At 44.9% G+C, this 24,517-nt stretch carries 16 protein-coding genes, 1 tRNA gene, 6 pseudogenes and 1 riboswitch; of the genes and pseudogenes, 1 reads left to right on the top strand and 22 read right to left on the bottom strand.

The genetic code is table 11. From position 1 onward, the window contains the following. Window positions 1-95: 95 nt before the first annotated feature. Window positions 96-1,367 carry a YHYH domain-containing protein gene (locus tag CW734_RS08315; RefSeq protein WP_101190134.1) on the bottom strand — a complete coding sequence of 424 codons (1,272 nt, stop codon included), beginning with the start codon at window positions 1,365-1,367 and terminating at the stop codon, window positions 96-98. A gap of 627 nt (window positions 1,368-1,994) precedes the next feature. On the opposite strand from CW734_RS08315, the gene CW734_RS08310 reads away from it, so the two are divergent. Further along, window positions 1,995-2,177, top strand: coding sequence for a hypothetical protein (locus tag CW734_RS08310; RefSeq protein ID WP_101190133.1), 183 nt, complete (start codon window positions 1,995-1,997; stop codon window positions 2,175-2,177). A 1,579-nt stretch (window positions 2,178-3,756) separates the two neighbouring features. On the opposite strand, the gene CW734_RS08305 is transcribed toward CW734_RS08310, so the two are convergent. The 21 genes and pseudogenes from CW734_RS08305 to CW734_RS08210 all read right to left on the bottom strand — a co-directional run bounded on the left by CW734_RS08305 (window position 3,757) and on the right by CW734_RS08210 (window position 24,509). Further along, the gene (locus tag CW734_RS08305) at window positions 3,757-4,080 is read right to left on the bottom strand and encodes a hypothetical protein (protein WP_101190132.1); all 324 of its coding nucleotides are present in this window, start codon (window positions 4,078-4,080) and stop codon (window positions 3,757-3,759) included. A 2,069-nt stretch (window positions 4,081-6,149) separates the two neighbouring features. Beyond that, window positions 6,150-6,245, bottom strand: coding sequence for a helix-turn-helix domain-containing protein (locus tag CW734_RS19935; RefSeq protein ID WP_157824140.1), 96 nt, complete (start codon window positions 6,243-6,245; stop codon window positions 6,150-6,152). A gap of 647 nt (window positions 6,246-6,892) precedes the next feature. Further along, window positions 6,893-7,546: a tyrosine-type recombinase/integrase gene (locus CW734_RS08300; RefSeq protein ID WP_232787207.1), complete on the bottom strand. Its 654-nt coding sequence runs from the start codon at window positions 7,544-7,546 to the stop codon at window positions 6,893-6,895. 159 nt (window positions 7,547-7,705) lie between these two features. Next, window positions 7,706-7,779, bottom strand: a tRNA-Arg gene (locus CW734_RS08295). An 84-nt stretch (window positions 7,780-7,863) separates the two neighbouring features. Beyond that, entirely contained in the window at window positions 7,864-8,460 is a 597-nt protein-coding gene (locus CW734_RS08290) for an XTP/dITP diphosphatase (protein ID WP_101190131.1), read from the bottom strand. After that, a complete protein-coding gene (gene rph / locus CW734_RS08285) occupies window positions 8,457-9,206 on the bottom strand; it encodes a ribonuclease PH (RefSeq protein ID WP_101190130.1) in 750 nt (249 codons plus the stop codon). The genes CW734_RS08290 and rph overlap by 4 nt, the downstream gene beginning before the upstream one ends. 12 nt (window positions 9,207-9,218) lie before the next feature. Further along, window positions 9,219-10,074, bottom strand: a pseudogene (racE, locus tag CW734_RS08280) (glutamate racemase). 16 nt (window positions 10,075-10,090) lie between these two features. Beyond that, a pseudogene (locus CW734_RS08275) lies at window positions 10,091-10,536 on the bottom strand (MarR family winged helix-turn-helix transcriptional regulator). A gap of 74 nt (window positions 10,537-10,610) precedes the next feature. Continuing rightward, window positions 10,611-11,076, bottom strand: a pseudogene (locus tag CW734_RS08270) (acyl-CoA thioesterase). 131 nt (window positions 11,077-11,207) lie between these two features. After that, the gene (sdhB, locus tag CW734_RS08265) at window positions 11,208-11,978 is read right to left on the bottom strand and encodes a succinate dehydrogenase iron-sulfur subunit (protein WP_101190129.1); all 771 of its coding nucleotides are present in this window, start codon (window positions 11,976-11,978) and stop codon (window positions 11,208-11,210) included. A gap of 24 nt (window positions 11,979-12,002) precedes the next feature. Then, a complete protein-coding gene (gene sdhA, locus CW734_RS08260) occupies window positions 12,003-13,751 on the bottom strand; it encodes a succinate dehydrogenase flavoprotein subunit (protein ID WP_101190128.1) in 1,749 nt (582 codons plus the stop codon). 45 nt (window positions 13,752-13,796) lie between these two features. Next, complete coding sequence (locus CW734_RS08255; protein ID WP_058381039.1) at window positions 13,797-14,408, bottom strand: succinate dehydrogenase cytochrome b558 subunit; 612 nt, start codon at window positions 14,406-14,408, stop codon at window positions 13,797-13,799. Between the two features lie 380 nt (window positions 14,409-14,788). Then, window positions 14,789-16,015, bottom strand: a complete 1,227-nt coding sequence (locus CW734_RS08250; protein ID WP_101190127.1) for an aspartate kinase — start codon at window positions 16,013-16,015, stop codon at window positions 14,789-14,791. Between the two features lie 103 nt (window positions 16,016-16,118). After that, a riboswitch (Lysine riboswitch) is annotated at window positions 16,119-16,293 on the bottom strand. A 41-nt stretch (window positions 16,294-16,334) separates the two neighbouring features. Beyond that, window positions 16,335-18,126: pseudogene (uvrC, locus tag CW734_RS08245) on the bottom strand (excinuclease ABC subunit UvrC). A 53-nt stretch (window positions 18,127-18,179) separates the two neighbouring features. Continuing rightward, window positions 18,180-18,494, bottom strand: a complete 315-nt coding sequence (gene trxA, locus CW734_RS08240) for a thioredoxin (protein ID WP_058381042.1) — start codon at window positions 18,492-18,494, stop codon at window positions 18,180-18,182. 402 nt (window positions 18,495-18,896) lie between these two features. Continuing rightward, the gene (locus CW734_RS08235; RefSeq protein ID WP_101190126.1) at window positions 18,897-19,865 is read right to left on the bottom strand and encodes an electron transfer flavoprotein subunit alpha/FixB family protein; all 969 of its coding nucleotides are present in this window, start codon (window positions 19,863-19,865) and stop codon (window positions 18,897-18,899) included. 49 nt (window positions 19,866-19,914) lie between these two features. Further along, window positions 19,915-20,687: pseudogene (locus CW734_RS08230) on the bottom strand (electron transfer flavoprotein subunit beta/FixA family protein). A 20-nt stretch (window positions 20,688-20,707) separates the two neighbouring features. Next, window positions 20,708-21,481 (bottom strand): enoyl-CoA hydratase, encoded by a 774-nt coding sequence (locus CW734_RS08225; protein ID WP_101190125.1) that lies wholly within the window; start codon window positions 21,479-21,481, stop codon window positions 20,708-20,710. 17 nt (window positions 21,482-21,498) lie between these two features. Continuing rightward, on the bottom strand, window positions 21,499-22,083 hold the full coding sequence (locus tag CW734_RS08220) for a fatty acid metabolism transcriptional regulator FadR (protein ID WP_101190124.1): 585 nt from the start codon (window positions 22,081-22,083) through the stop codon (window positions 21,499-21,501). Between the two features lie 94 nt (window positions 22,084-22,177). Further along, window positions 22,178-23,868 (bottom strand): annotated as a pseudogene (locus tag CW734_RS08215) (AMP-binding protein). A gap of 227 nt (window positions 23,869-24,095) precedes the next feature. Continuing rightward, a complete protein-coding gene (locus tag CW734_RS08210) occupies window positions 24,096-24,509 on the bottom strand; it encodes a DUF350 domain-containing protein (RefSeq protein ID WP_058381048.1) in 414 nt (137 codons plus the stop codon). Between the last annotated feature and the right edge of the window lie 8 nt (window positions 24,510-24,517).

Below are 24,517 nucleotides of genomic sequence, written 5' to 3'. Positions count from 1 at the left end.
TTTATAGGTTTTCATTAATACTTACTTTTTTAGCGTCATTAGTAGAGAAAAAGCCGCCCCTTTAAATTTTTAGGACAGCTTTTTTCTCAATCAAGTTACTGAGTATTGTTTTTACGCTTTCTCTTCCAGAAATACAATCCACCTACTGCTGGTGCTCCAATGGCGCCTACGGCTAACATGAGGTTACGTTGTTCTGTTTCACGCTCTTCTTTAATATCCTGGCCTTTTTCAAATAGAGAATCGTAAAGACTGATTGAGTCTTCATTGACCTGGTATTCTTCTGCAATGACGTACTCCTCGCTTTCTTCCCCAAGAGTTTGAGCATTCGCCTTTATCTCTTTGGCAATGTCATTGCTTTCGTACCCTTCTTTGTACCATGTACCAAGAACTTCATTATCTGTATAGGCTTCATCTACAAAATCTACTTGTTTGAAAGCAGATTCATATCCTTCCACCTTCACTTCTTCCTGTCGTTTATTCTTCCCTGCTTCATATCCTTCTTCAAAAGCAGCTTGATAACTTGGCTTTACTGCACCTTCAGGAACTACTAGTTCTGAAACTTCGTAACCCGCAACTTCGCCTTGTTGAGTCAGCTTCTCGATTTCTTCAGTATCCCTCTCCTCGACCCCTTCTTTGTGGCCTTGTTCAAACTCAGAACGTAAGGACTCTTCTTTGCAGTCTTCTGAAACAACTACTTCATCTTGCTTCATTCCTTGATTATATCCCTCTTCAAAACAGACTTCTTCATTCTTGGCTGTTTCCCATGAAGCAATAAACGTTTTATTATAAGCCTTGATATACGCTTCAGAGTCATCAACTTCGTGAGTGAAGGCATCTACCGCTTTTCCTGCAATAAAAGCGGCCTTTCCATCAACTTTGCCTTTTTCTGCACCCTCTTTTTTATCTTTCGCTAACTTTTCCTCAGCTTCTTTTTTCTCTCTTGCTAATTTTTCTTCAGCCTCTTTTTTCTTTAGGCCTTCTGCAAAGCCTTTATCATAGCCATCAGTCCATCCTTCTACATAGTCATCATTGGAATCTGTAGACTCCATATCAGCGTTACCGTCACGATAACCCTGCTCCATTCCTTTAGAGTAACCAGCTTTATATCCATTGTCATAGTAGACTTTCGGATTGTAAACTGGTTCCTGTACTTTCGGCGTTGTACTTGTACTTGGTTGGGAAGACTTTGGAGTTGTACTAGCTCCCCCACCATTGTGATAGTGATAGCCTGTACATAACCCTTTCGCCACGGATTTTTCCGAACAGTTATGTCCGCCATTACCATCTGTGCGACCAGAATGGGCTTCTGCATTTAAATTAAACGAAAAGAATAGCAATAAAACGAATAGCAAAGACCATTTCTTCATATATATCCCTCCAATTTGGATTACTTTACTATATTATACTATATAATTACCGTTAAATTGGTAATTATTTTGCGCATGTATTAAAAAATTTTTCATTCATGTGAAGTACTTTGAAGATAAATGACTATAAACTATTGCGCACGAAAAAAAGCCCTCATTTGAGAGCTTTATTAATGCTTTATTTAAGCTTTGCACGGTGCACTATTTAACAAGAGTCTGTAGCTGCTACACCTTTTATGGTTAAAACTGTTCTTTTAAATAGCTAAACTAAAACAATAACATCTTATGAAAGTAATTCAGTTTAAGGTACAAGAGAATTAATTACTAAAATATTAATACCGAAAATCATTGAACAAAGGGAGCTTTTCATTTAACTTTATGAACATAAAATCATTTCACAGAGCGTGAGATTAATTTTAGATAAGACTTCTACTTTCATTTCCAAATTATTGTCAATATAAAAACTGCTGCAAGAGAACATACTTTTAAAAGGTTTTCGAAACCAATATCATAAAAATATACACCCCAGTTATTTCAAAAATCTAACATGATTTCAAAACACTCTTAGATATCAGAATATTTTGATATAATATAGTCTACTCACTTTACTTTAGGAGATGACACGTTATGGTCAGAAAAGTAGGTATCACCGACCAAATGATTTTGAACAAGTATACTGAAGGATTTTCTAATGCAGAGCTTGCTGCTTATGCAGGTTTGACAGAGCGCGCAATTCAGAACGTACTGTATAAGAGCGGAATTGATAGCATTCAGCGTCCGCGCAAGCATAAAGTGAATGAGGATTTTTAAAACTTGGACTGATGACATGGCCTGGGTATTAGGTTTAGTTATAACAGATGGCTGTATTGCTAACGACGGTAGAACATTAATTTTGATTCAGAAAGATGAATTTATGCTTCAAAAGTAGCAGTTATTATGCAAGCTGATTTCGTAGTAGCTAGACATGAAAAAGAACCCCCGCACTATTAATTAATTCAAAAAGATTACAAATGACCTCGCTAATTATGGGGTTCTTAAGAGCAAGTCCATAAGTGTGGGGTTTCAAACGTACCTGAAAATATATGCCTCATTTCATAAGGGGTTGTGGATGGCGATGGTTGGGTGCAAAAACAGGCTACACAATGAACGTTACTTCTGGCAGTAAGGATTTTGCTAACGGTTTACATGATGTTTTCGTAAATGGAATCTTAACTCATCAATACGCATTTCTAAAACGCCCCTTGGTAGAGTATTATACAGAGTTTTGTTTCTGGTAAGCATGATATTCCAAGGTTAGCCGATATAATCTATAAAGATTGTGGAGAAATGTATGTCTTTCAAAAGAGAGAACGCATGTCACAGAGATGTTTTAAAATCCTGAACCTATGTAACTTAATATATTCGAAGACGGTTACCTTTGAATCAAATTTAAATCATAGAAAAGGAATTAAATATAGCTTATGAGGAAGTCAATTGTACTTAAGTATAAGACCTAAGCACAATAAACAGCATCTCTAGTTAAAATTACTACTTTAACTAGAGATGCTGTTTTGGTTATTTGGGATTTTGACAGGATATATTAGTTCACACCCTTTGTCCTGCCAGAAACCCATTTAAGTATTAACTTATATTTTCATAAGATGGCGTAGAAAGGATTTTTCAGTGCTCCAGTTGGCTGTCATTCTGGATACCAATACTTTTAGGGATACCTAACTTTTCTGCCCACAAAGTTATCGACAAATCCTCCCATTGTAAGCAATTTTTGTTCTAGTTGTGTTATTCATCTGCACTTTTTGAGTCGTCCATCTACAATTACTTGGCTGATAATTCCCATTTGAATCGATTCTATCGATTGACAACTCATCAGTATATCCATTGTTAAGAGACCAAATCATAAAAGGCACAAAGTTCAACCACTCCTCGCAAACCCTTATTCCGCGAGGCTCCGTAGTATTGATAATTAGTGCTACTAACTCTTCCACATCTACCTTTCATACCAGACCAGATATTATAAAGCCTACTTTTGACATACCATGAGTTATTCTAGCTGCTTTAATATTCTTTATGCTTGTACAACCACAACTTTTTGCCCTTTTCTCTCATTAACTCTGAAGCTAAAATGTAGCGGATATTTCCACAGCTACATTGACATCTCCACTTTTTACCATTTTGTCTTTTATGTCACTAAGATTTAAAACAGTAAATTCTTTAAATTTTGTCCTGTTAATTCATACTTTCTTTTCGTCATTTTTCCTTCCTTATTTTAAGTAAAGATATACATACCTCTTACTACTTTATTTTCCTTTCATATTTAATCTTAATTTTCATTCATTAACGTTTGAAATTCTCGATTAAATTTACGTTTTTATGTTTTATGTTTCACCTAAAGTTAATCCAAAATTTCAGAATAATTTAAACTTCTTGGTGTTTCCTTTCCTTCTTCTACGTACTTCTTTTGACGGATTATATAACTGAATCCCTTGCTATCAATATCTAATTCTATCTTTAAGCCTTTGTTCAAACGAATCCTTTCAAGGTCGTATCCTTCTATCATTTCACCCATGCAAATCTTAAATTGCTTTTTCTTAAATTTATTTTGTCCCTTGAAGTATAGTTGCACTGTATCAAGAATTTCTTGTTCTGTAGTAAAGCCATACTTTTCAATTAACTGCATAGTAGACATGGTGATAATCTTTGTTACGTGTTCACCCAATTTAGTAATGTTCCGACCTTTATCTTGGGGAAAGTTCTGTCTGCTTCTTCTAAACCAAAATTCCTTAAAACGCCTTCATAGTTCATTGAATTTGTTGTACAACCTTTTTCCAGCCAAATGATGCTCATCTTCTCCAGTTCGCTAAAGAAATCATAATTATGGAGTGGCAGTTCATAAGTGGAATTTCTATATTTATGTCTTTTCTTTGCTTGCTCGCCTGCTGTATTTCCAATAATTGGGGTGGCACTTCATGTGATTCAAGCTTTGTAACTAACTTAAAGAATGCAAAATATTAATTCTCGTATGTGTAGAACTGGTACTTCTCCCTAATTTCTTAGCTATGGTTTCAAGCGAATGATGAAATAGCAATCTAGGGTCATCTCCAGCAGGAAGATGTTCTTTTACTAAATCCAATATTACATACAAATCCGAGAAATAATTGTATCTCGAAAATAGTTTATAAAATTCGGATATAATTCCTCTAAGTCTTCAGACTGCAACAGCTCTTTATAACAATCGATTTCTATTCGCAACTTTTGCTGTGTTTCATTCTCTACCAAATTAACTCGATATACTTTCATCAAGAAATTTCTAGTTTCCCCATGGAACAGCCTAGCAAGGACTGCGCAATATGGAATATAGTCCCTACATAAGGGTGGGAGTCTGAGTGGCACTTATATAGTTGGTGACCGTTATCTTTACTTGACAGAAATATTCCCGCACTCGGCTTTGATTCATCGTGAAATACATCGATAAAACTTCCGCTATGTTCAATGCCTAGAAAAGACGTAAATCTTGTTGCTTTAGATAGTCCATCATTTCAAAGTTGTTATTCACTTCTCTTGGTTCTGCGTTAATTCTTCTATGTAATTCATTGAGATTCTTTTGTCTAATCAATTCTATGTTTTGGCTTTGTTCTTGTTACTATATGATTTTGAATCGGCTTTTGGTATTAGGGCTGTTTTGATTGTTTGAGGTTTTGACAGGATATATTAGTTCACCCTCTTTTGTCCTGCCAGAAACCCTATCATTAAAATCTGTTACCTTAATCCGATTGTTGTAATTAAACTCTATAATCTCTGTTCCACCATAAAACAATCTGGTGGAATCTTTGCACTGTTTGTCTGCTGCCGGATAAGCAACAAGTAACCGATTCAGTAATTTTCTAGTGCTTCAATACTGTATGTAGGCTTATCCAAAGCAAATACTACTCTAAACTTATGTCGATGTGCTGTATGCGAAAGGTTTTGTAGATGAATACAGCTTTGTCAGAAAATAAATTAACTGCTTCTTCTAATGTTACTCCTTCATCAAAATCTAATGCCACTACCTGCTGGGAATGCCAGTAAGACTTTTGCCTCTTCACTGCCCCTTCATTTTCTTGAAAATACGCCGGGGTAAATGCCTTCCCTTTAGCTATATTCTTTGCTAATTTTTTGGTGAAATATCTACAGGATATTTGATTATCCTGTTATTGATATTTCCTACTTCTCCCCTTCTGGTTTCTTCATAAACTCTTTTACGTCTAACATTAACTTCATCTTTATCCTTCCTTATTTTTATTTTTCTAGTAGTTGTATAAATCCATCAGCTAAACCTTTATAGTCTTCCGATATTGCTGTTAAAGGAAGACCTCCCAATTCTTCGTCAATACTTAGTATATAGACGATAACTTTAAATTTATTTGCTAGGCTTTCGTTAGTCATAATTCTCATTACTTTACTCAATGTTTCTGTGTCTGATGAATCTGTCAGCAAGGGGTTTTATTGATTTCATAATTTTCTAATTCCTCGAAATTAAAGACTGATTCATTAGACATTAGAGATTCGACAATTTTCTAATGTCATTTTGTTTTTCTTTCTTTTAGTAAACTCTTTAGAAATTCTATCTCATCTTCATAACTTTCTTTTATGTAGTAACCTTCTATTTTCCGACTTTCATTAGACGGAAGTTCAGATTGCTTCTCTGAAATACTTTTGATGTATTGCATTCGTATTTCTGTCATTTCTTCGAAATTTAATTCCTTTTGAAAATAATTTTAGGGCAAGAAAATAGATTCTCTAGCTGGTCTAGTCGTTTGTCTGGAATCTTCTTGTTTTATTGACCCAATCATTAAGTGTTGACGGAGTTACACCAAGATTCCTTGCAATTTCTTTGTAGTCCATTTTAAATTCTTTTGATATATTCTAAACCCTTCATTGATTCTTCATCTCCTTTTTCATACTCACCTCAAAGACCTTTAGTATGAGGTTGAATAAAATATAACATACCTCATTTAATGAGTCAAAATGTTCACTACCTAACTCTAACTTTTTCAAATTGTTATTTTTACTTGAAAGCTTCAGTCAAAATAAAAATCCAACCCCAAAAGGAGTCAGATTTTCTAGTCTTTTATAGTTTCTTTCTTGAAAGTAATCTTTATACTTCCATTCCTTTGTTTGTTACTCTTTTAACTCAAATTTGAAACTTCAAGATGCTAAGAATCTTACAACTCGTTTTATAAAAATCCCTTAATTTTTCGATACTTCCTCAATATCTAAATCTAAATACAGGGTCGTAACTGCTAAATTCAATGCGAAAGAGCCTTACTAATTAAAAAGCAATATCTGCCCCTTATCGAGTAGATTTTAGCGAACCCCTTCTATAGCATGTGGATTAACATTCTCCAAACAAAATTCCTGACTGTATTTGTGCAATCTTTTAGAAATTGCATTGTTTGTAGACTTTGTATTAAGAGATGTGCCTTTTTGACTAACAAATAGAAACCTATTTGTTTTACTAAACCTCCTTCTTACTTTCTCATTATGACTAATCAAAACTTTAAATAAATCTGCCATCTGTTTGTCAATTGGTAACTGTAGTAGCTTATGGTTTTCAAGATAGAACCATCAATATTTAAAGTTAAGTTATCGAAATCAATATGCTTCTCTTCCAACTGTCCTAGTGTGTTAATTCTTATGCCAGTCTTATATAGCGTTATTATAGCTACAGCGTCTCGTAGACCGACGAAAGAGTTCAAATCAAGCAGAGACAACAGAATTTCTATATCATCGCTTGTAGCCCCTTTTTTGACGTTTTTATCAACCTTGATACTAATTGTTTTCCAAAACTTCTGTTCTATCCATCCATTGTCGAAACATTTCGTTAGAATAGCCTTTAAACACTTCAAACGAGTGAGTTTCGTTTGATTGGTTACTGACATTGACTCAAGCCATATATAAATAGTATCTGCTGCTATCTCATTTAAATAAGTAGTTCCAGTGACTTTTTCAAAGTGACGCCAGTGCAGCTGGTAATCCTTCATCGTACGTTCTCTAAAGCCGCTCACTTGCATTTGCTTAACTATTACCTCCATTGCTTTCTCAAGTGTCACAGAGCCATTCTTGCTGCTTTGCCCCTGCCTATTGTTACGTATTAACTTGCTAACATCCACTTGTACATCAAATGCACCACTTCTTTTAGACATAAAAAAACCTCCTAATCAATTTTGATTAGAAGATAATTCCGGTCTGTGTTTGGTGAGTAGGTCGAAAACAGGGATATTACTATAAGGTTCGTATCCCCGTTCTATTCCCTACATGCTTCAAAACCCTATCACAGCAATGCTTAGTCAGCATTTCTTTTACGTCCCAGGAGGGATTCGAACCCCCGACCGACGCCTTAGAAGGGCGTTGCTCTATCCAGCTGAGCTACTGAGACATGACTTTCCTCACGAAAGACAATTTTAATTATAGAAATCATCAGAGGAAAAGTCAATGCTATTTCAAAAAAATATCTAAATTCTTATTTCAGCCACTCTGGCATCGCTTCGCTGAGCTCGCGTAATGCTTGGCCGCGGTGGGAGATGGCCGCTTTTTCTTCGGGTTCAAGTTCCGCCATGGCACGCTCCTGGGCAGGAACGTAGAAGATCGGGTCGTAGCCGAAGCCGTTGTCGCCTCTGCGCAAACGCAAGATTTCGCCTTCACATGATCCGGAGAAGGTTTGAGTTTCTTTACCCGGCGCCGCAACTGCCAGGACGCAGCGGAATCGCGCGGTGCGCTCGCCGTCAGGTACGCCGGACAATTTCTCCAGCACTTTATCGATATTGGCGTCATCGCTCTTTTCGCCACCCGCATAGCGGGCGGAATAGACACCCGGCTCTCCATCCAATGCATCGATCTCGAGGCCGCTGTCGTCGGCAATCACCGGGATGCCGAGTTCTTTGGCAACACCTTCCGCTTTCAGGATGGCGTTGGCTTCGAATGTCGTGCCGGTTTCTTCGATGTCCAGGTCTTGTGCCACATCTCTCAAGGTCAATACTTCATAACCTAGAGGAGACAACAAAGTTTCAAAGTCTTTGGCTTTTCCTTTATTCTGTGTCGCAATGACGATTTTTTTCATAGGGCAGATTCCACCTTTTCGCCGATCCGCGACGACAATTCGCCGATCGCTTGTTGTTGGATTTTGATCAATTGCTGGATCCCCGCTTCTCCGAGGTCGAGCATTTCGTTCAATTCCTTGCGGCTGAATGTCGCTTCTTCGCCGGTGCCTTGCATTTCGACGAATTCGCCGGATCCTGTCATGACCAGGTTCATATCGACCGCTGCCGTTGAATCCTCTTCATAGTTCAAGTCCAGGATGGCTTGCTTGCTGTTATTGATGCCGACACTTGTTGCAGCCAAATAATCCGTCACTGGGAATACCGGCACGTCTAATTTGCCGAGTGCGATGGTCATGGCGATAAAAGCTCCGGTGATGGACGCTGTACGCGTCCCTCCGTCCGCCTGGATGACGTCGCAATCGATCCACAGTGTACGTTCGCCGATTTTCTCGAGATCGACGACAGCGCGCAAGGAACGGCCGATCAGGCGCTGGATTTCCATCGTGCGCCCGCCAAGTTTGCCGCGCGTTGCTTCGCGTTGGTTACGGCTACCTGTCGCGCGTGGCAACATGGAATATTCCGCAGTTACCCAGCCTTTGCCCTGGCCTCTCAAAAAGCTTGGGACACGCGGCTCGATTGTCGCTGTGCAGATCACTTTCGTCTGGCCGACCGTAATCAGGACCGATCCTTCTGGATGGATCAAATAATCCGTCTCTACTTCCACCGGGCGCAGTTCATCTGCTTGTCTATTATCAATTCTCATCATATTGAATCCTCCTCATGTACTCAAAAATCTTACCATAATTCTGCCTTGACGACAAAAACCGGCGGCTATGCCGTCAGGTTTTCGGGAACTGGATCGAACGGATGCATGGATCTTCGATGGCAAGCCATTTTTGATGATCGTGCGGAAAATCTCCGTCGAACCGGATGTATAAAATTGATGGACGGGCGGTTTGCGGCGATCCGCAAATTTGTCCTGGTAGCTTAAGTGGCGAGAGACATCTTTGGCCGTTTCCTCAGCTGACGACAGAACCGTCACGGTGCTGCCAAGTTCTTGCTCGATAAAGCCCTGCAATAGCGGGTAATGGGTGCATCCGAGGATGGCGGTATCGAATTCCTTCGATTTGAACGCCGATAACGTTTCTGCCACCATGCGGCTGGCGAAATCCCTTCATACTCATCACTTTCCACGAGCGGCACAAACCGTGGGCATGCCAATTGGACAACGTCAGAAGCTGAAACGAGCGACTTGATGGCTTTTCGTAAGCCCCGCTCTTGACGGTTCCGGATGTGCCGAGCACCGCAATTTTCTTCGTCGAAGACGATTTGATGGCAGCGCGGGCACCCGGAAAATAACTCCGATAACTGGGATCGGCAATTTTTCTGCAAGGAATTGAGCGCTGCCGCTGTTGCCGTATTGCAGGCGATGACCAGCATTTTAATATTCATTTTCACAAGCGCTTCTGCCATTTGCCATGTAGCGCCGAACTTCCGCGAGCGGACGTGGGCCATACGGGCACCGTGCATTGTCACCGATATAAATAATTTTTCATTAGGCAAAAGTTTCATGATTTCCTTGGCGACGGTCAACCCCCGACGCCCGAATCAATGACTCCGATTGGCGCATTCAATGTCATAGCCCTGCTCCTATTTCATGTTGATGTGCATTTTCTCCAACAAGCTTGAAAATTGCTCGACTTCCTCTTCACTGAAGTCTTCCAGTACCGCTTCTAAATAATCCTGGCGCTTCTTGATGACTTCCTCAATGATCCGCTCGCCTTCTTTCAATAGCTTGATGCGCACCACACGGCGGTCCTGTTCTTCGCGGATGCGAACGACCAAATCGTTCTTCTCCATCCGGTCGACCAGGTCGGTCGTCGTGCTGAACGCCAAAACATTTTGTTCGACAAGTCGCCGATGGTCATGTCGCCATGTTCGAACAGCCATTGAAGCGCTACGAACTGGGGCGGCGTGATGGTATACGAATTGAGGATTTCACGGCCTTTTGTTTGATGATTCCCGATATAACGCAATTCCTTTTCCATAAATGCCACACGCCCAAGTCGTGGCGGCGGTTTGTTGTCTTCAGTCATGGACTTGGTTCACTCCCTAGCTACTGGTATTTGTTCCATCGTGACGCTTTCGTTCTTGCATGACACGGACGGCTTCATTTGCCGGAAGAAGCCATATTTCCACTTTGCAGCATCGTCTTCTCCTCGTCGCTCCACGGATGGCCTTTGCCGCTTGTTTTGGAAATCTGGACGATAGCACCCCTGCCGGTAAAACAAGTTTCCTGCTTATCGTTTACCGCCCAATAATGAATGTCTGCGGAAGAGCTTCCGATCGACTCGACTTTTACGTAAATCCTCAATTGTTCATCGAAGAATACCTGGCGGACGAAATCGACCTGCATATCCGCCACCACCGGGATCAAGTCACTGCCTTGTGAAAGCCACCCTTGCATCAAGCCCATTTCTTTCATGAACTCGATCCGTGCATATTCAAAATAAGCGATTGGCACCGTGTTGTTGACGTGGCAAACATATCCGTCTCGGAAAAGCGCACATGAACCGGCGCGTAAAAGAAAAGCCTTTCTGCCATTCATTGAAATCGTTTATGTAAGACGCTCTCATTCCAGTTCCCCTGTATACGTTACTCATTTTGTAAGTATAGCAAAACTGGCGCAAAGGACATCTGTTTCAGCCAAGCTTAAGGATTTTCAGTTGAAACAAAAAAACTCCGCCATAAAGGCGGAGTGTAACTCTTAGTCGACCATATGATCGCTTCCGAAGAAGTTGCGGAACATCTGGATGTTCGTGTCGCGGTTCAAAGCTGCGATGGACGTTGTCAAAGGAATGCCTTTCGGGCAAGATTCCACACAGTTTTGGGAGTTACCGCAAGCCGCAAGGCCGCCTTCGCCCATGATAGCGTTCAAACGCTCGTCACGGTTCATGGCACCTGTTGGATGCGCGTTCATCAAGCGGACTTGAGAAAGCGGAGCCGCACCGATAAAGTCGGATTTGTCGTTGACGTTCGGGCAAGCCTCGAGGCAGACGCCGCACGTCATGCATTTAGACAATTCATAAGCCCATTGGCGTTTGCGCTCTGGCATACGTGGACCTTCGCCAAGATCATGCGTACCGTCGATCGGCACCCACGCTTTGACTTTCTTCAGTGAGTCGAACATGCGGCTGCGGTCTACGATCAAGTCGCGGACGACCGGGAATGTTCTCATCGGCTGAAGGCGGATCGGCTGCTCCAGCTGATCGACAAGAGCTGTACACGACTGACGTGCTTTGCCGTTGATGACCATAGAACATGCGCCACAAACTTCCTCAAGGCAGTTCATGTCCCAGTTCACTGGAGTTGTTTTCTTCCCGTCCATGTTGACCGGGTTGCGTCGGATTTCCATCAACGCGGAAATGACGTTCATGTTGGCGCGATATGGTAATTCGAACTTTTCCCAGTACGAACTTTCGTCAGTAGAGTTCTGTCGTTCGATTTCGAAAATAACCGTTTTTGCTGCTTCACCCATGGTAAATTAGCTCCCTTCTTATTGCTATGCTTTCGCGGAATAATCGCGTTTGCGTGGCGGGATCAAGCCAGTGTCGACTTCTTCATAATGGAAGATCGGCGCATCGTAACCGTTGAATTTCGCCATAGTCGTCTTCAGGAATTCCTCATCATTACGTTCCGGGAATTCCGGTTTGTAATGAGCGCCGCGGCTTTCGTTGCGTTTGAGCGCCCCGATAGTGATGACACGTGCTAAATGTAGCATATTTTTCAGCTGGCGGGTAAACATTGCCCCTTGGTTGCTCCAAAGTTGTGTATCCGTCATGCTGATGTGGTTAAAGCGTTCAAGAAGCTCCTGGATTTTACGGTCTGTTTCTTCGAGGCGGTCATTATAGCGTACGACTGTCACGTTGTCCGTCATCCATTCGCCTAGTTCCTTGTGCAGGACGTAAGCATTTTCAGTTCCGTCAAGCGCCAGGATTTCATCCCATTTACGCTGCTCTTCAGCTTCGTGCTTCGCGTAAATATCGTTTGGCAGGTCTTCAGCTAGGACGTCCAAGCCTTTGACATACTCAAGAGCATTCGGTCCAGCGACCATGCCGCCATAGATGGCTGACAGAAGCGAGTTTGCGCCGAGACGGTTCGCACCGTGCTGGGAATAATCGCATTCGCCGGCTGCCAATACGCCAGGGATATTCGTCATCTGATGATCATCGACCCATAGACCGCCCATTGAATAGTGGACTGCCGGGAAGATCTTCATCGGAACTTTACGCGGATCGTCGCCTGTGAATTTCTCATAGATTTCGATGATGCCGCCCAGTTTGATGTCGAGTTCTTTCGAATCTTTATGGGAAAGGTCCAAGTACACCATGTTCTCGCCGTTGATGCCGAGTTTTTGGTTAACGCACACATCGAAGATTTCGCGTGTCGCGATATCACGAGGAACCAAGTTTCCGTAAGCCGGGTATTTTTCTTCCAGGAAGTACCAAGGTTTGCCGTCTTTATACGTCCAGATCCGTCCGCCTTCACCGCGTGCAGATTCTGACATCAAGCGGAGCTTGTCGTCGCCAGGAATCGCTGTCGGGTGGATTTGGATGAATTCGCCGTTCGCATAATAAGCGCCTTGCTGGTACACGATCGATGCAGCAGAGCCTGTGTTGATAACAGAGTTCGTGGATTTTCCGAAGATGATCCCTGGTCCGCCGGTTGCCATGATAACAGCATCCGAACGGAACGATTTGATCTCCATTGTCGTCAAGTTCTGTGCAGTGATCCCTCTTGAAACGCCTTCGTCATCGATGACGAGGCCAAGGAATTCCCAGCCTTCATATTTTGTGATCAAGCCTGCGACTTCATAGCGGCGGACTTGTTCATCTAGTGCATATAGCAATTGCTGGCCAGTTGTCGCGCCGGCAAATGCCGTTCTGTGGTGCATCGTGCCGCCGAAACGACGGAAGTCAAGAAGTCCTTCAGGCGTACGGTTGAACATGACGCCCATGCGGTCAAGCAGGCGGATGATGCCAGGTGCTGCATCGGCCATCGCTTTAACCGGCTTTTGGTTAGCTAGGAAGTCACCGCCGTAAACGGTGTCATCCAGGTGAATTGCCGGGGAATCCCCTTCACCTTTTGTATTCACCGCTCCGTTAATGCCGCCCTGTGCGCACACAGAGTGAGACCGTTTAACTGGAACGATGGAAAATAGATCGGCAGGTGCTCCTGCTTCGGCAACTTTGATCGCTGCCATTAGGCCAGCTAGGCCCCCACCGACGATAGAAATTTTGCCTTTCGCCATTGTAGTGTTCACTCCTCTTTTAATTCACCAATGTTTGGGACATCCTTAAACGAATGCAAACAATGCTCTGATACCAATGATCGATAATACAATAAAGACTAGAAGTGTGAAGTAAGTTGAGTAGCGCTGTGCTTTCTCTGAAACCGTGATTCCCCACGTCACAAAGAAAGACCACAATCCGTTCGCCAAGTGGAACGTCGCGGACAGGACACCCAATACGTAGAAGGCGAACATGAACGGATTCGACAGGATGTTTTCCATCATGTTGAAATCTGCCTCTGCTGCACCAATCGCAACTTGGAATCTTGTCTCAAACACGTGCCATGCGATAAAGACCACAAGGAAAATCCCGGTGTAACGCTGTGCAACAAATAAGATGTTGCGCATGTAGCTGTAATGCCCCGGGTTGTTTTTCGCTGTGAACGCTATGTATAATCCGTAAAAAGCATGATACATGAGCGGCAAGTAGATGACGAAAATCTCCAGGAAGATGACGAATGGAAGATTTGCCATGAAGTGGGCAGCTTGGTTAAACGCTTCCACGCCTTGCGTAGCGAAATGGTTGACGATCAAATGCTGCGTCAAGAACAATCCGATTGGAATGACCCCGAGTAAAGAGTGCAGCCTGCGCATTAAAAATTCACGATTGTTATCCAAAAATTTTACCCCCCTCAAAACATTAGTTGGCAGCGCAAAGTTTTCCTATATCAGGAAAATATCTCTGCATTGCTATAAGCATCATGTACAAGAATATGACATATTTATTGTACTCCCCCCCTCTAGGAGCGTCAAGGCAAGGAAGCCTTTTTGGACGCATCCAGTCTAGGGTCTGTGACGATTTTTGCGGATATTAAATAGGAAGGAATTCATGAAAAGCTATATTTTTATTTCGAAACAGGCGGGATACAGGCATCCGTTTCACTGTTATATAAGCCCATATAGGACCGTAACGGCATCATTTCAAATTTGAACAAATTGTGAATTTTTGCACAAACTTTAGGGAACATAAAAAAGCCCAGCTTGGCCGGGCTTTTTGCTTATCTGACAGACGCTGGCGTCAGTCCGTATGCATCGTGGAGCGCATTCGCTGAACGTTCCATTTCACTCGCCGGCACGACGACAGATACTTTGATTTCGGAAGTGCTGACCATTTTCACCGGTACGTCTTGAGCGCGGAGAATATCGAACATTTTTGCCGCGACACCCGGATTCGATACCATGCCGGATCCGACGATCGACACTTTCGCCAATCCGGTTTCGATATCGATGGCGTTATAGCCGATCTGCTCCTGCGCTTCCGACAATACGCGCTGCGCTTCTGCCAGGCTATCTTCTTTGATCGAGAAGGAGACCGACGGAGGAAATTCCTCACTGATGCTTTGAACGATGATGTCGACATCGATCAAATGATCCGCCAGAGTCGTGAAGATGTTGGCAAGCGACCCGTTAAATGGCTTCGTATAGCTGACAGTGATGCGGGCGATGTCTTTTTCGAATGCCACACCGCGCACGATTAGATTTTTTTCCACAGTGATCACCTCTTGTATGATAGTTCCCGGTTCATCCGAGTAGCTGGCCCTTACAGAGAGGGGCACTTGGTTATTCTTGGCGAATTCCACGGCGCGCGGATGAAGGACTCCCGCTCCGAGATTGGCCAGTTCGAGCATTTCGTCGTATGAAATCTGTTCAAGTTTGCGTGCGCCTGTGACATAACGCGGGTCGGACGTGTAAACTCCGTCAACATCTGTGTAGATCTCGCATTTTTCAGCACCAAGCGCCGCCGCCAGCGCTACAGCGGTCGTATCGGATCCGCCGCGGCCAAGCGTCGTGATGTTGCCGCTCTTGTCGACGCCCTGGAATCCTGCGACCACGCAGAACAAGCCGAGGTCAAGTGCCTCCTCCAAACGCTGGGTATGGATTGTTTCGATGCGCGCATTGCGCGGAACGGATTCCGTTTCGATGCCCGCCTGCCAGCCTGTGAAACTCAATGCATCGTGGCCGAGTTTTTTGAACGCCATCGCCAAAAGGGAAATGGTCACTTGTTCACCTGTCGCCAGCAGCATGTCCATTTCACGCTTTGGCGGCTCAGCGGAAATCTCTCCCGCAAGGCCAAGCAGCGTGTCTGTCGTTTTGCCCATTGCCGAGACAACGATGACGACACGCTTGCCTTGTTGTTTTTCCCGGATGGCACGTCTTGCCACGCCGACGATTTTCTCCGGAGACGCCACTGACGTCCCCCCAAATTTCATTACAATTGTTGTCATTTTCTCCACTCCCACTTAAGATAAGTGGCCCTCAATAAAAAAGAGGCAACTCGCCGATTGCCCGGCAAGCTACCTCTCTTCTCATGTACGATTTCAAACGTCCATGTGAGATAGCCCTCCAGAGTCAAACTCTGACAGCCCTGCATCTCTTAAATGCAGGACCAGCATACGCGCAAGCAGTGCGCCGTAAACTTCGGCGAGCGTCCCTTTTGGCATCCTTCACAGATTCTGCAAATCTCGGAATGCTTACTATTGACGTCCGCTCCTCTATCATCACTTTTTACAAGTGATTCAATTGTGTTATTACAATACCACGAAGTTATTCCTGTTGCAACGGCTGTTCTTTGAAATGCCGTTCAATTTCCATGGCCAGTTTCTCGGGAATGCCGGCCTGCTGGATCTCTCCGGCGTTCGCTTCCTTGATTTTTCGCACGGAACCGAAATGCTTCAGCAATTGCTGCTTGCGTTTCGGGCCGACACCTTGCAAACCGTCGAGCGCAGACTGAATCGAATTCTTGCCGCGCAATTGGCGGTGGAACGTGATGACAAAGCGGTGGACTTCGTCTTGGATGCGCTGCAATAAATAAAACGCTTCACTAGTCCGCTTGAGTTCCACCATTTCGACGGGGTTGCCGTACAAAAGCTGAGACGTTTGGTGCTTGGCATCTTTTGCAAGCCCTGCAATCGGGATATCGAGTCCGAGTTCGTCTTCGATGATTTCACGCGCCGATTCGATTTGGCCTTTGCCCCATCGATGATGATCAAGTCGGGCAGCGGCAAGCCGTCCTTCAACACGCGGCTGTAGCGTCTGCGGACTACTTCACGCATCGCCGCATAATCATCGGGCTTCTGAGCGGAGCGGGTTTGTACTTCCGGTAATCTTTCTTCGATGGTTTGCCGTCAATAAAGACGACCATCGCCGACACCGCGTCCGCACCTTGGATATGGGAGTTATCGAACGCTTCGATACGCAGCGGCGTGTGGATGTTCATCGCTTCGCCGAGTTCATTGCACGCACCGACTGTCCGTTCTTCCTGGCGCTCTAGCAATTGGAATTTCTCCTTGATGGCGATTTCCGCATTCTTGCGCGCAAGCAGCACCAAATCTTTCTTCTTGCCGCGCTGCGGGACAAGCACTTTCGCGCCGAGCCATTCTTTCAGGAATTCTTCATCTTCCGCTTCCTGCAGCAGGATTTCATTCGGTTTGATATGATCCGGCTTTTCATAGAACTGGCCGAGGAATGTCAAAAATTCTTCTTCAGGATCCCGGTATAACGGGAACATCGAGACTTCGCGCTCGATCAGCTTTCCTTGGCGCACGAAAAAAACTTGCACGCACATCCAGCCTTTATCAACAGCGTAAGCAAAGACGTCGCGGTTGGTGAAATCGTTCATGGCCATTTTCTGTTTTTCCATGACCGATTCGATATGGCTGATCTGGTCGCGGTATTCTTTCGCCCGTTCGAACTCCAGATTCTCCGCCGCTTCGCTCATCTTCTCGGTCAGGTCCTGCTTCACTTCGCGGAAGCCACCGTTTAGGAACCGGCTGATGCCGTCGATCATTTCACGGTACGTATCCTTTTCCACCGGCTTAACACAAGGCGCGAGGCATTGGCCGAGATGGTAGTACAGGCACACGCGGTCCGGCATCGTATGGCATTTGCGGAGCGGGTATAAACGATCCAGCAGTTTTTTCGTTTCGCTTGCTGCATAGGCATTCGGATAAGGGCCGAAGTATTTCCCTTTATCTTTTTTCACCTGTCTGGTGATGACCAATTTCGGGTGGCGTTCACCTGTAATTTTCAAATACGGATAGGTCTTATTGTCTTTCAGGCGGATATTGTATTTCGGGTCATGCTTTTTGATCAGGTTCAGTTCAAGGATCAGCGCTTCTTTGTCGGAAGACGTGACGATGTATTCAAAGTCCTCGATTTCATTGACGAGGCGCTGTGTTTTCGTATCGTGGCTGCCGGTAAAATAGGAGCGCACACGGTTTTTCAGCACTTTTGCCTTGCCGACATAGATGATGGTCCCTTGGCGGTCCTTCATCAAATAGCAGCCCGGCTGGTCCGGCAATACTGCCAATTTATGTTGAATCATCTCATTTTTCATTTCCTCACCCTATTTAAAAAACCGGGTTCCACGAATGGGACCCGGTTTTGGAATTATGCGTGTTTTTCAACCAATTCAGCCAAAGCTTCTTTTGGACGGAAGCCGACGACTTTATCGACTGTTTCGCCGTTTTTCATCAAAAGAAGTGTCGGGATGGACATGATGCCGTATTCGCTAGCTGTCTGTTGGTTTTCATCAACATCCAATTTCACGATTTTCACTTTATCGTCCATATCTGCATCGAGTTCTTCAAGAACTGGAGCGATCATTTTACAAGGTCCGCACCATGCTGCCCAAAAGTCTACCAATACGAGACCTTCTGAAACTTCCTGTTTGAAATTCTGATCTGTTCCTTTAACGATTGCCATGTATAATTCCTCCTTAAGTGATAACCAAACTATATTTCGATTATAGCAGACGTGATTTACGCTAGCTATTTATATGCCTAGTCCTTCCATACCCGGCTGTTGTTGGCGTTAAACTGCCTGGATTTGATGTAGTTAATGGATTTGATGTAGTCAATGTATTTAAAGACTGAGAGATTCCGCTACAGGGGCACGCTTTAGGCTCGCAGGATGCGAGTCATGCAGTGTATGCGACAGGACGTCGCGCTTTACACTGCCCGTGATTGGAGTGGGCATCGAGCCTCCTCATTCGCTACGCTCATTCCGGGGTCTCTCAAACCCACTTTTTCCGCAGGAGTCGGCCCCTTTCGCTCCATCTCCAGTTACAGACAAAAAAACAACCCGCATAAATGCGGGCTGCTTGGATTACATGACTTTCTTGAATTCTTCCGTGAGCAATGGGATGACGTCGAATAGGTCTCCAACGATTCCGTAGTCTGCCACTTTGAAGATATTCGCTTCCGGGTCTTTGTTGATCGCAACGATGACTTTGGAGTTGGACATTCCTGCCATGTGCTGGATCGCGCCGGAAATTCCCGCTGCGATGTACAGATCAGGTGTAACGACTTTCCCTGTCTGTCCGATTTGCAAGGAATAATCGCAGTAATCTGCGTCACATGCGCCGCGTGATGCTCCGACTGCGCCGCCGAGAAGGTCAGCCAGTTCCTGCAATGGTTCAAAACCTTCCTTGCTCTTGACGCCGCGTCCGCCGGCGATGATGACTTTCGCTTCAGAAAGGTCGACGCCTTCTGCGGATTTGCGGACGACGTTTTTGATGATCGTGCGCAAGTTCGTAATATCGACCGACAAGCTCGATACATCGCCAGAACGCTCTTCGCGCTCAAGCGGCGTGATGTTGTTAGGGCGCACGGTAATGAAGACAACGCCATTTTCTTTCAGTTTCACTTTTTCGAATGCTTTACCGGAATAGATCGGGCGGATGAAGACAGCGTCAGCACCTTCCCCTTCGATATCGGTTACATCGGAAATCAAGCCGGTTTGCAATTTCGATGCGATTTTTGGCGACAAGTCTTTGCCGACCGCAGTATGGCCAAAGACGATTGCTTCAGGCTGTTCCTGGTCAACAACTGCCATGAACGCCTGGCCGTAACCATCGGATGTATAGGATTTCAAGTGCGGGTGCTCAACTGTGATGACGCGGTCAGCGCCGTAAGCTACCAATTCGTTTCCAAACTCGCTCACTGCTTCCCCAAGCAAGACAGCAACAACTTCTCCGCCGCCTGAAATTTTCTTGGCTGCGGCAATTGCTTCAAATGATACGTTGCGCAAAGCGCCTTCACGCGTTTCGCCCAATACTAATACTTTTTTCGACATAGTCCGTTAACCCCCTAAGTAGATGTGAAAATGAATGATTGGCGTACGTTTATATAACTTTCGCTTCAGAGCGAAGCAAGCTGACCAGTTCAGAAACTTGGCTTGGAATTTCGCCTTCCAAAATACGGCCGGCTTGTTTTTTCGGTGGCAAGTAAACTTCGATTGTTTCCGTCTTCGCTTCTACATCATCTTCTTCAATATCCAGATCATCGAGCTCAAGCTCTTCAAGCGGCTTTTTCTTCGCTTTCATGATTCCTGGTAGAGATGGATAGCGCGGCTCGTTCAAGCCTTGTTGGGCTGTCACCAATAAAGGCAATGAAGTTTCAAGCTCTTCTGCATCCCCTTCGATATCACGGACGATTTTCACTGTTTCGCCTTCGATTTCAAGGCTTGTGATCGTCGTCACGTAGTTGATATCAAGCAAGTCAGCTACACGCGGGCCGACTTGTCCGGACCCGCCGTCGATCGCTACGTTACCTGCAAGAATCAAGTCCGCTTCTTTGTCTTTCAAGTACTCTGCCAGTATGTAAGCTGCCGTAAACTGGTCCATTTCCTCGACATCATCTTCTGTATTAATCAAGACCGCTTTGTCAGCGCCCATGGCAAGTGCTGTTCGCAATTGTTTTCAGCTTCTTCGTCGCCGATTGTGACTACTGTCACTTCGCCGCCGTGAGCGTCGCGGACCGTGATGGCCTCTTCGATCGCATACTCGTCATATGGGTTAATGATGAATTCAGCACCGTCTTCTTGAATCTGGCCACCGGAGACAACCAGCTTTTCTTCTGTGTCAAACGTACGTTTTACCAATACATAAATGTTCATGAACGTAAACCTCCCAAGTATTATTTCCCTTTAAATTGTGCTTCGCGTTTTTCCAGGAAAGCGCTAATGCCTTCCTTCGCGTCTTCCGATACGAAAACCGTACCGAACGAATCCGCTTCTGCTTTGACCCCTTCTTCAAAAGCCCCGCGCTTCGAATACTGAAGCATGTCGATAGCTGCCTTGACGGATACCGGGCTCTTTTTCGCAATTTTCTTCGCAATTGAAAGCGTTTGCGAAAGAAGGTCTTCTTCGCCGTAAGAACGGTTGGCAAGACCGAGCTGCACTGCTTCTTTGCCAGTAATCGGATCGCTCGTCAAGAGCATCTCAGCGGCTTTGGCCACTCCGACATATCGCGGCAAGCGCTGTGTTCCTGCAAATCCAGGAATCAAGCCCAATTGCAGTTCCGGCAATCCCAGTTTAGCATTTTCTGTGACAAAACGCATATGGCAGCTCATTGCAAGCTCCAAACCTCCGCCGAGTGCGGCGCCGTGTATAGCGGCAATGACCGGCTTGTGGAATGTTTCCACACGTTCGAATACGGCTTGGCCGCTCGCTGACAGTTTCGAGAATTCTTCGCCTGAAGTCACTTCCGTGAACTCCTTGATGTCGGCGCCTGCCGAGAAGAAACGGCCTTCCCCGTGCAAGACGATTGCACGAACATCCGAGTCGTTTTCCACTTCATCCAGAAGTGCATCGACTTCCAAGATTAGCGCGCGAGACAATGCATTTGCCGGCGGCCGGTTGATCGTCGCGATCGCTACCCCATCTTCTTTTTTCCAGCTGATAAATTCCACCTGCTCATCCCCTCCCTTTACGCTTGCATGCCTTTCAGCAATAAGCGCTGCACTTTTGGTGCGAGTTCGACCAAATCATACTTGTGATCGTTCATCACCCAGGTAGTAATGGTCTCATCCATTGTACCAAAAACCATCTGGCGGGCTAAACGAATATCCATATTTTGATCAAATTCCCCTGACTCGATGCCGCTGATCAAAATCCGGTCCATCAATTTCAAATACCCCCGCAAGACATTATTGATCTTCATGCGGATGTCATGATTGGATTGCCGGAGTTCAAGCTGCGTCACGATCGCCAGATGCAGATCGTTTGCGAGCAAGCTGAAATGGCTGTTAATCATCATGCCGAGCTGGTCGGCAGCGCTTGCGTCTTTCGCGATGATTTTCTCTAATTCGCTGACGAACACGCCCATCTTCTCCTGGAAGACGGAAATGAGAATGTCTTCTTTATTCTTGAAATACAAATAAATCGTACCGTCCGCTACACCGGCTTGCTTGGCAATTTTCGAAACTTGCGCTTGGTGGTAACCATTTTCTGCGATGACGATGACCGCAGCATCGATAATTTGCTTGTATTTCGGTTTATCCTTCTTTACCATCCTGTCACCACCAAAAATATGAAAATATGAATGGCGATTCATTCATATTTTCATATTATCGTTTTGTTTAAATTGTGTCAAGCTTTTGCCTTAGTTAAGAAGGAACTGCTTCATTGCGTTTGGCGATTTCTTCATCCACCAGCGATCTGCGCAATATTTTACCGACCGCCGTCTTCGGAAGTTCTTTACGGAACTCGTAGATACGCGGCACTTTAAACGCAGCGAGATGTTCGCGGCAATGTTTATCCAATTGTTCTTCAGTAACAGTATACCCTTCTTTTAGCACGATGTATGCCTTTACTGTTTCGCCGCGGTATGGGTCCGGAATTCCGGCAACGACGCATTCCTGGATCGCTTCGTGTTCATACAGCACTTCTTCGATTTCCCTTGGATAGATATTGAAGCCTCCTGCAATGATCATGTCTTTTTTGCGGTCGACGATAAAGAATTGCCCTTCGTCGTCCATATAGCCAAGATCTCCAGTTAATAGCCAGCCGTCAACAATCGTAGCCGCCGTAGCGTCCGGACGGTTCCAATAGCCTTTCATCACCTGCGGCCCTTTAATGGCGATTTCACCGATCTGGCCGTTTGGTACAGGATCAGTCGTTCCCGGAAGGAAAATTTCACAATCCGTATCCGGATACGGCATGCCGATCGAACCTTTTGTCCGTTCGCCCCATACGAGATTCGAGTGGGTGACCGGTGATGTTTCGGTCAGGCCATAGCCTTCGACAAGCTTGCCTCCCGTGATGCGTTCGAATTTCTCCTGCACTTCTGTCGGAAGCGGCGCTGATCCGCTCAAGCATGCTTCAATGGACGACAAATCGTATTTCTTGATGTCCGGATGGTTCAACAAGCCGATGTAAAGAGTCGGTGCGCCAGGGAACAAAGTCGGCTTTTGCTTGTTGATGGTCTTTAAGGCCTGCTCTGGGTCGAATTTCGGTAAGAGCACCATTGTATTGCCCTGCATGACAGATAAAATCAAGACCGTTGTCAATCCGTACACGTGGAACAAGGGAATGATGCCCATGATCGTTTCTTCGCCACGCTTCGATTTATAAAGCCATGCGTCGCACATCGTTGCATTGGAGATTAAATTGCGGTGCGTCAGCATGACGCCTTTTGGCGATCCGGTCGTTCCGCCGGTATATTGCAAAAGCGCCAAATCTTCTTCGAAATCAAATGGCGGCTTAGTAATTTGCGGCGAAGCTGTTTTCATGATTTCCGTAAAGAGGTGATTGATCCCCCGGTGTTCGACTTTCACCGTCATGCCGTATTGCTTTTTCTGGATGAACGGGTACACGAGGTTTTTCGGGAATGTCAGGTAATCCTTGATGCCCGTGACGATGACGTTTTCAAGATCCGTTTCTTTGATCACTTTGTTGATCCGCGGGAACAAAATATCAAGCGCAATGATTGCCTTGGCACCGGAATCTTTCATCTGGTAGGAAATTTCCCGCTCTGTATAAAGCGGGTTTGTCATGACGACGACTCCCCGGCATATAGGATCCCGTAGAAACTGATCACTGCCTGTGGACAGTTCGGCAGCATGATGGATACCCGGTCGCCTTTTTGGATGCCAAGCTTCTGAAGGTAATTGGCCATCTTCATGGCAGATTCGTACAACTCTTCATAGCTGAGGTCCTTGCCTAGGAAATGGATTGCGTTCTTTTGCGGAAAGTCTTCATAGGCTTTCGTCAAATATTCCTGTACTGGAATGCTCGGATACGTAAGCGTGTGCGGTACTTCCGGCGGATAATGGGCTAACCACGGTTTTTCGGACATACTTTCTACCTCCCCCTCTTTTATCGGAATCGTGAGAATATTCCTACTTTAAGTATAAAGAATTATGATAACGCTTTCAAACATTATTTTCCTTCGAAATGAATCCATAAAAAAAAACGGCGCACAGGCCGTTTTTAAAATACGAATAGGAAGATGATTCCTACAAGCACAAACAAGATGCAAAAAACGATTAAGATTTTGATCAGGTTTTCCATTCGCTCCAACTCCTATGAAATACTGGCACCGATCACATACGACAAGCCGACTGAGATGGTCATCGAAATCAAGCCGACCGAACGGTTATCGCGCGCGATTTCTTCATCCACTTTGAACTTCGGCGTCAAGAACTCAAAAAGGATGTAGGCAAAGATCAACAACACGAACCCGAACAGCCCCCAGCCAATCATCTCAAACAGCGTCGTGTGCTGCTCAATCGAAAAGCGGAAAATATTCGTGACGCCGAAAATCTTTCCGCCCGTCGCCATCGCTACAGCCAAATTGCCGCTCTTGATTTCTTCCCAGTTCTTATATTTCGTCACGACTTCAAAGATGACCATCGCTACGATCAAGCATAAAACCACCACACTGAAATAGCCAGCCGTCTCGACAAGCGGGTGGGTCCAAAATCCTTCTTCGAACATTTACAAGC

This window comes from Planococcus sp. MB-3u-03, from assembly GCF_002833405.1.
Taxonomy (GTDB): Bacteria; Bacillota; Bacilli; order Bacillales_A; family Planococcaceae; genus Planococcus.
Note: the sequence above shows the minus strand (reverse complement) of the source record. Positions and strands in the feature narration are given on the sequence as shown.

Bases quoted from the DNA above. Each gene is read 5' to 3' on its own strand.
- sdhA (WP_101190128.1), bottom strand. From the start codon at position 13,751: ATGGCGAAAGGCAAAATTTCTATCGTCGGTGGGGGCCTAGCTGGCCTA.
- sdhB (WP_101190129.1), bottom strand. From the start codon at position 11,978: ATGGGTGAAGCAGCAAAAACGGTTATTTTCGAAATCGAACGACAGAAC.
- CW734_RS08210 (WP_058381048.1), bottom strand. From the start codon at position 24,509: ATGTTCGAAGAAGGATTTTGGACCCACCCGCTTGTCGAGACGGCTGGC.
- CW734_RS08235 (WP_101190126.1), bottom strand. From the start codon at position 19,865: ATGTCGAAAAAAGTATTAGTATTGGGCGAAACGCGTGAAGGCGCTTTG.
- CW734_RS08250 (WP_101190127.1), bottom strand. From the start codon at position 16,015: ATGACAACAATTGTAATGAAATTTGGGGGGACGTCAGTGGCGTCTCCG.
- trxA (WP_058381042.1), bottom strand. From the start codon at position 18,494: ATGGCAATCGTTAAAGGAACAGATCAGAATTTCAAACAGGAAGTTTCA.
- CW734_RS08315 (WP_101190134.1), bottom strand. From the start codon at position 1,367: ATGAAGAAATGGTCTTTGCTATTCGTTTTATTGCTATTCTTTTCGTTT.
- CW734_RS19935 (WP_157824140.1), bottom strand. From the start codon at position 6,245: ATGGACTACAAAGAAATTGCAAGGAATCTTGGTGTAACTCCGTCAACA.
- CW734_RS08300 (WP_232787207.1), bottom strand. From the start codon at position 7,546: ATGTCTAAAAGAAGTGGTGCATTTGATGTACAAGTGGATGTTAGCAAG.
- rph (WP_101190130.1), bottom strand. From the start codon at position 9,206: ATGATGAGAATTGATAATAGACAAGCAGATGAACTGCGCCCGGTGGAA.
- CW734_RS08310 (WP_101190133.1), top strand. From the start codon at position 1,995: ATGGTCAGAAAAGTAGGTATCACCGACCAAATGATTTTGAACAAGTAT.
- CW734_RS08220 (WP_101190124.1), bottom strand. From the start codon at position 22,083: ATGGTAAAGAAGGATAAACCGAAATACAAGCAAATTATCGATGCTGCG.
- CW734_RS08290 (WP_101190131.1), bottom strand. From the start codon at position 8,460: ATGAAAAAAATCGTCATTGCGACACAGAATAAAGGAAAAGCCAAAGAC.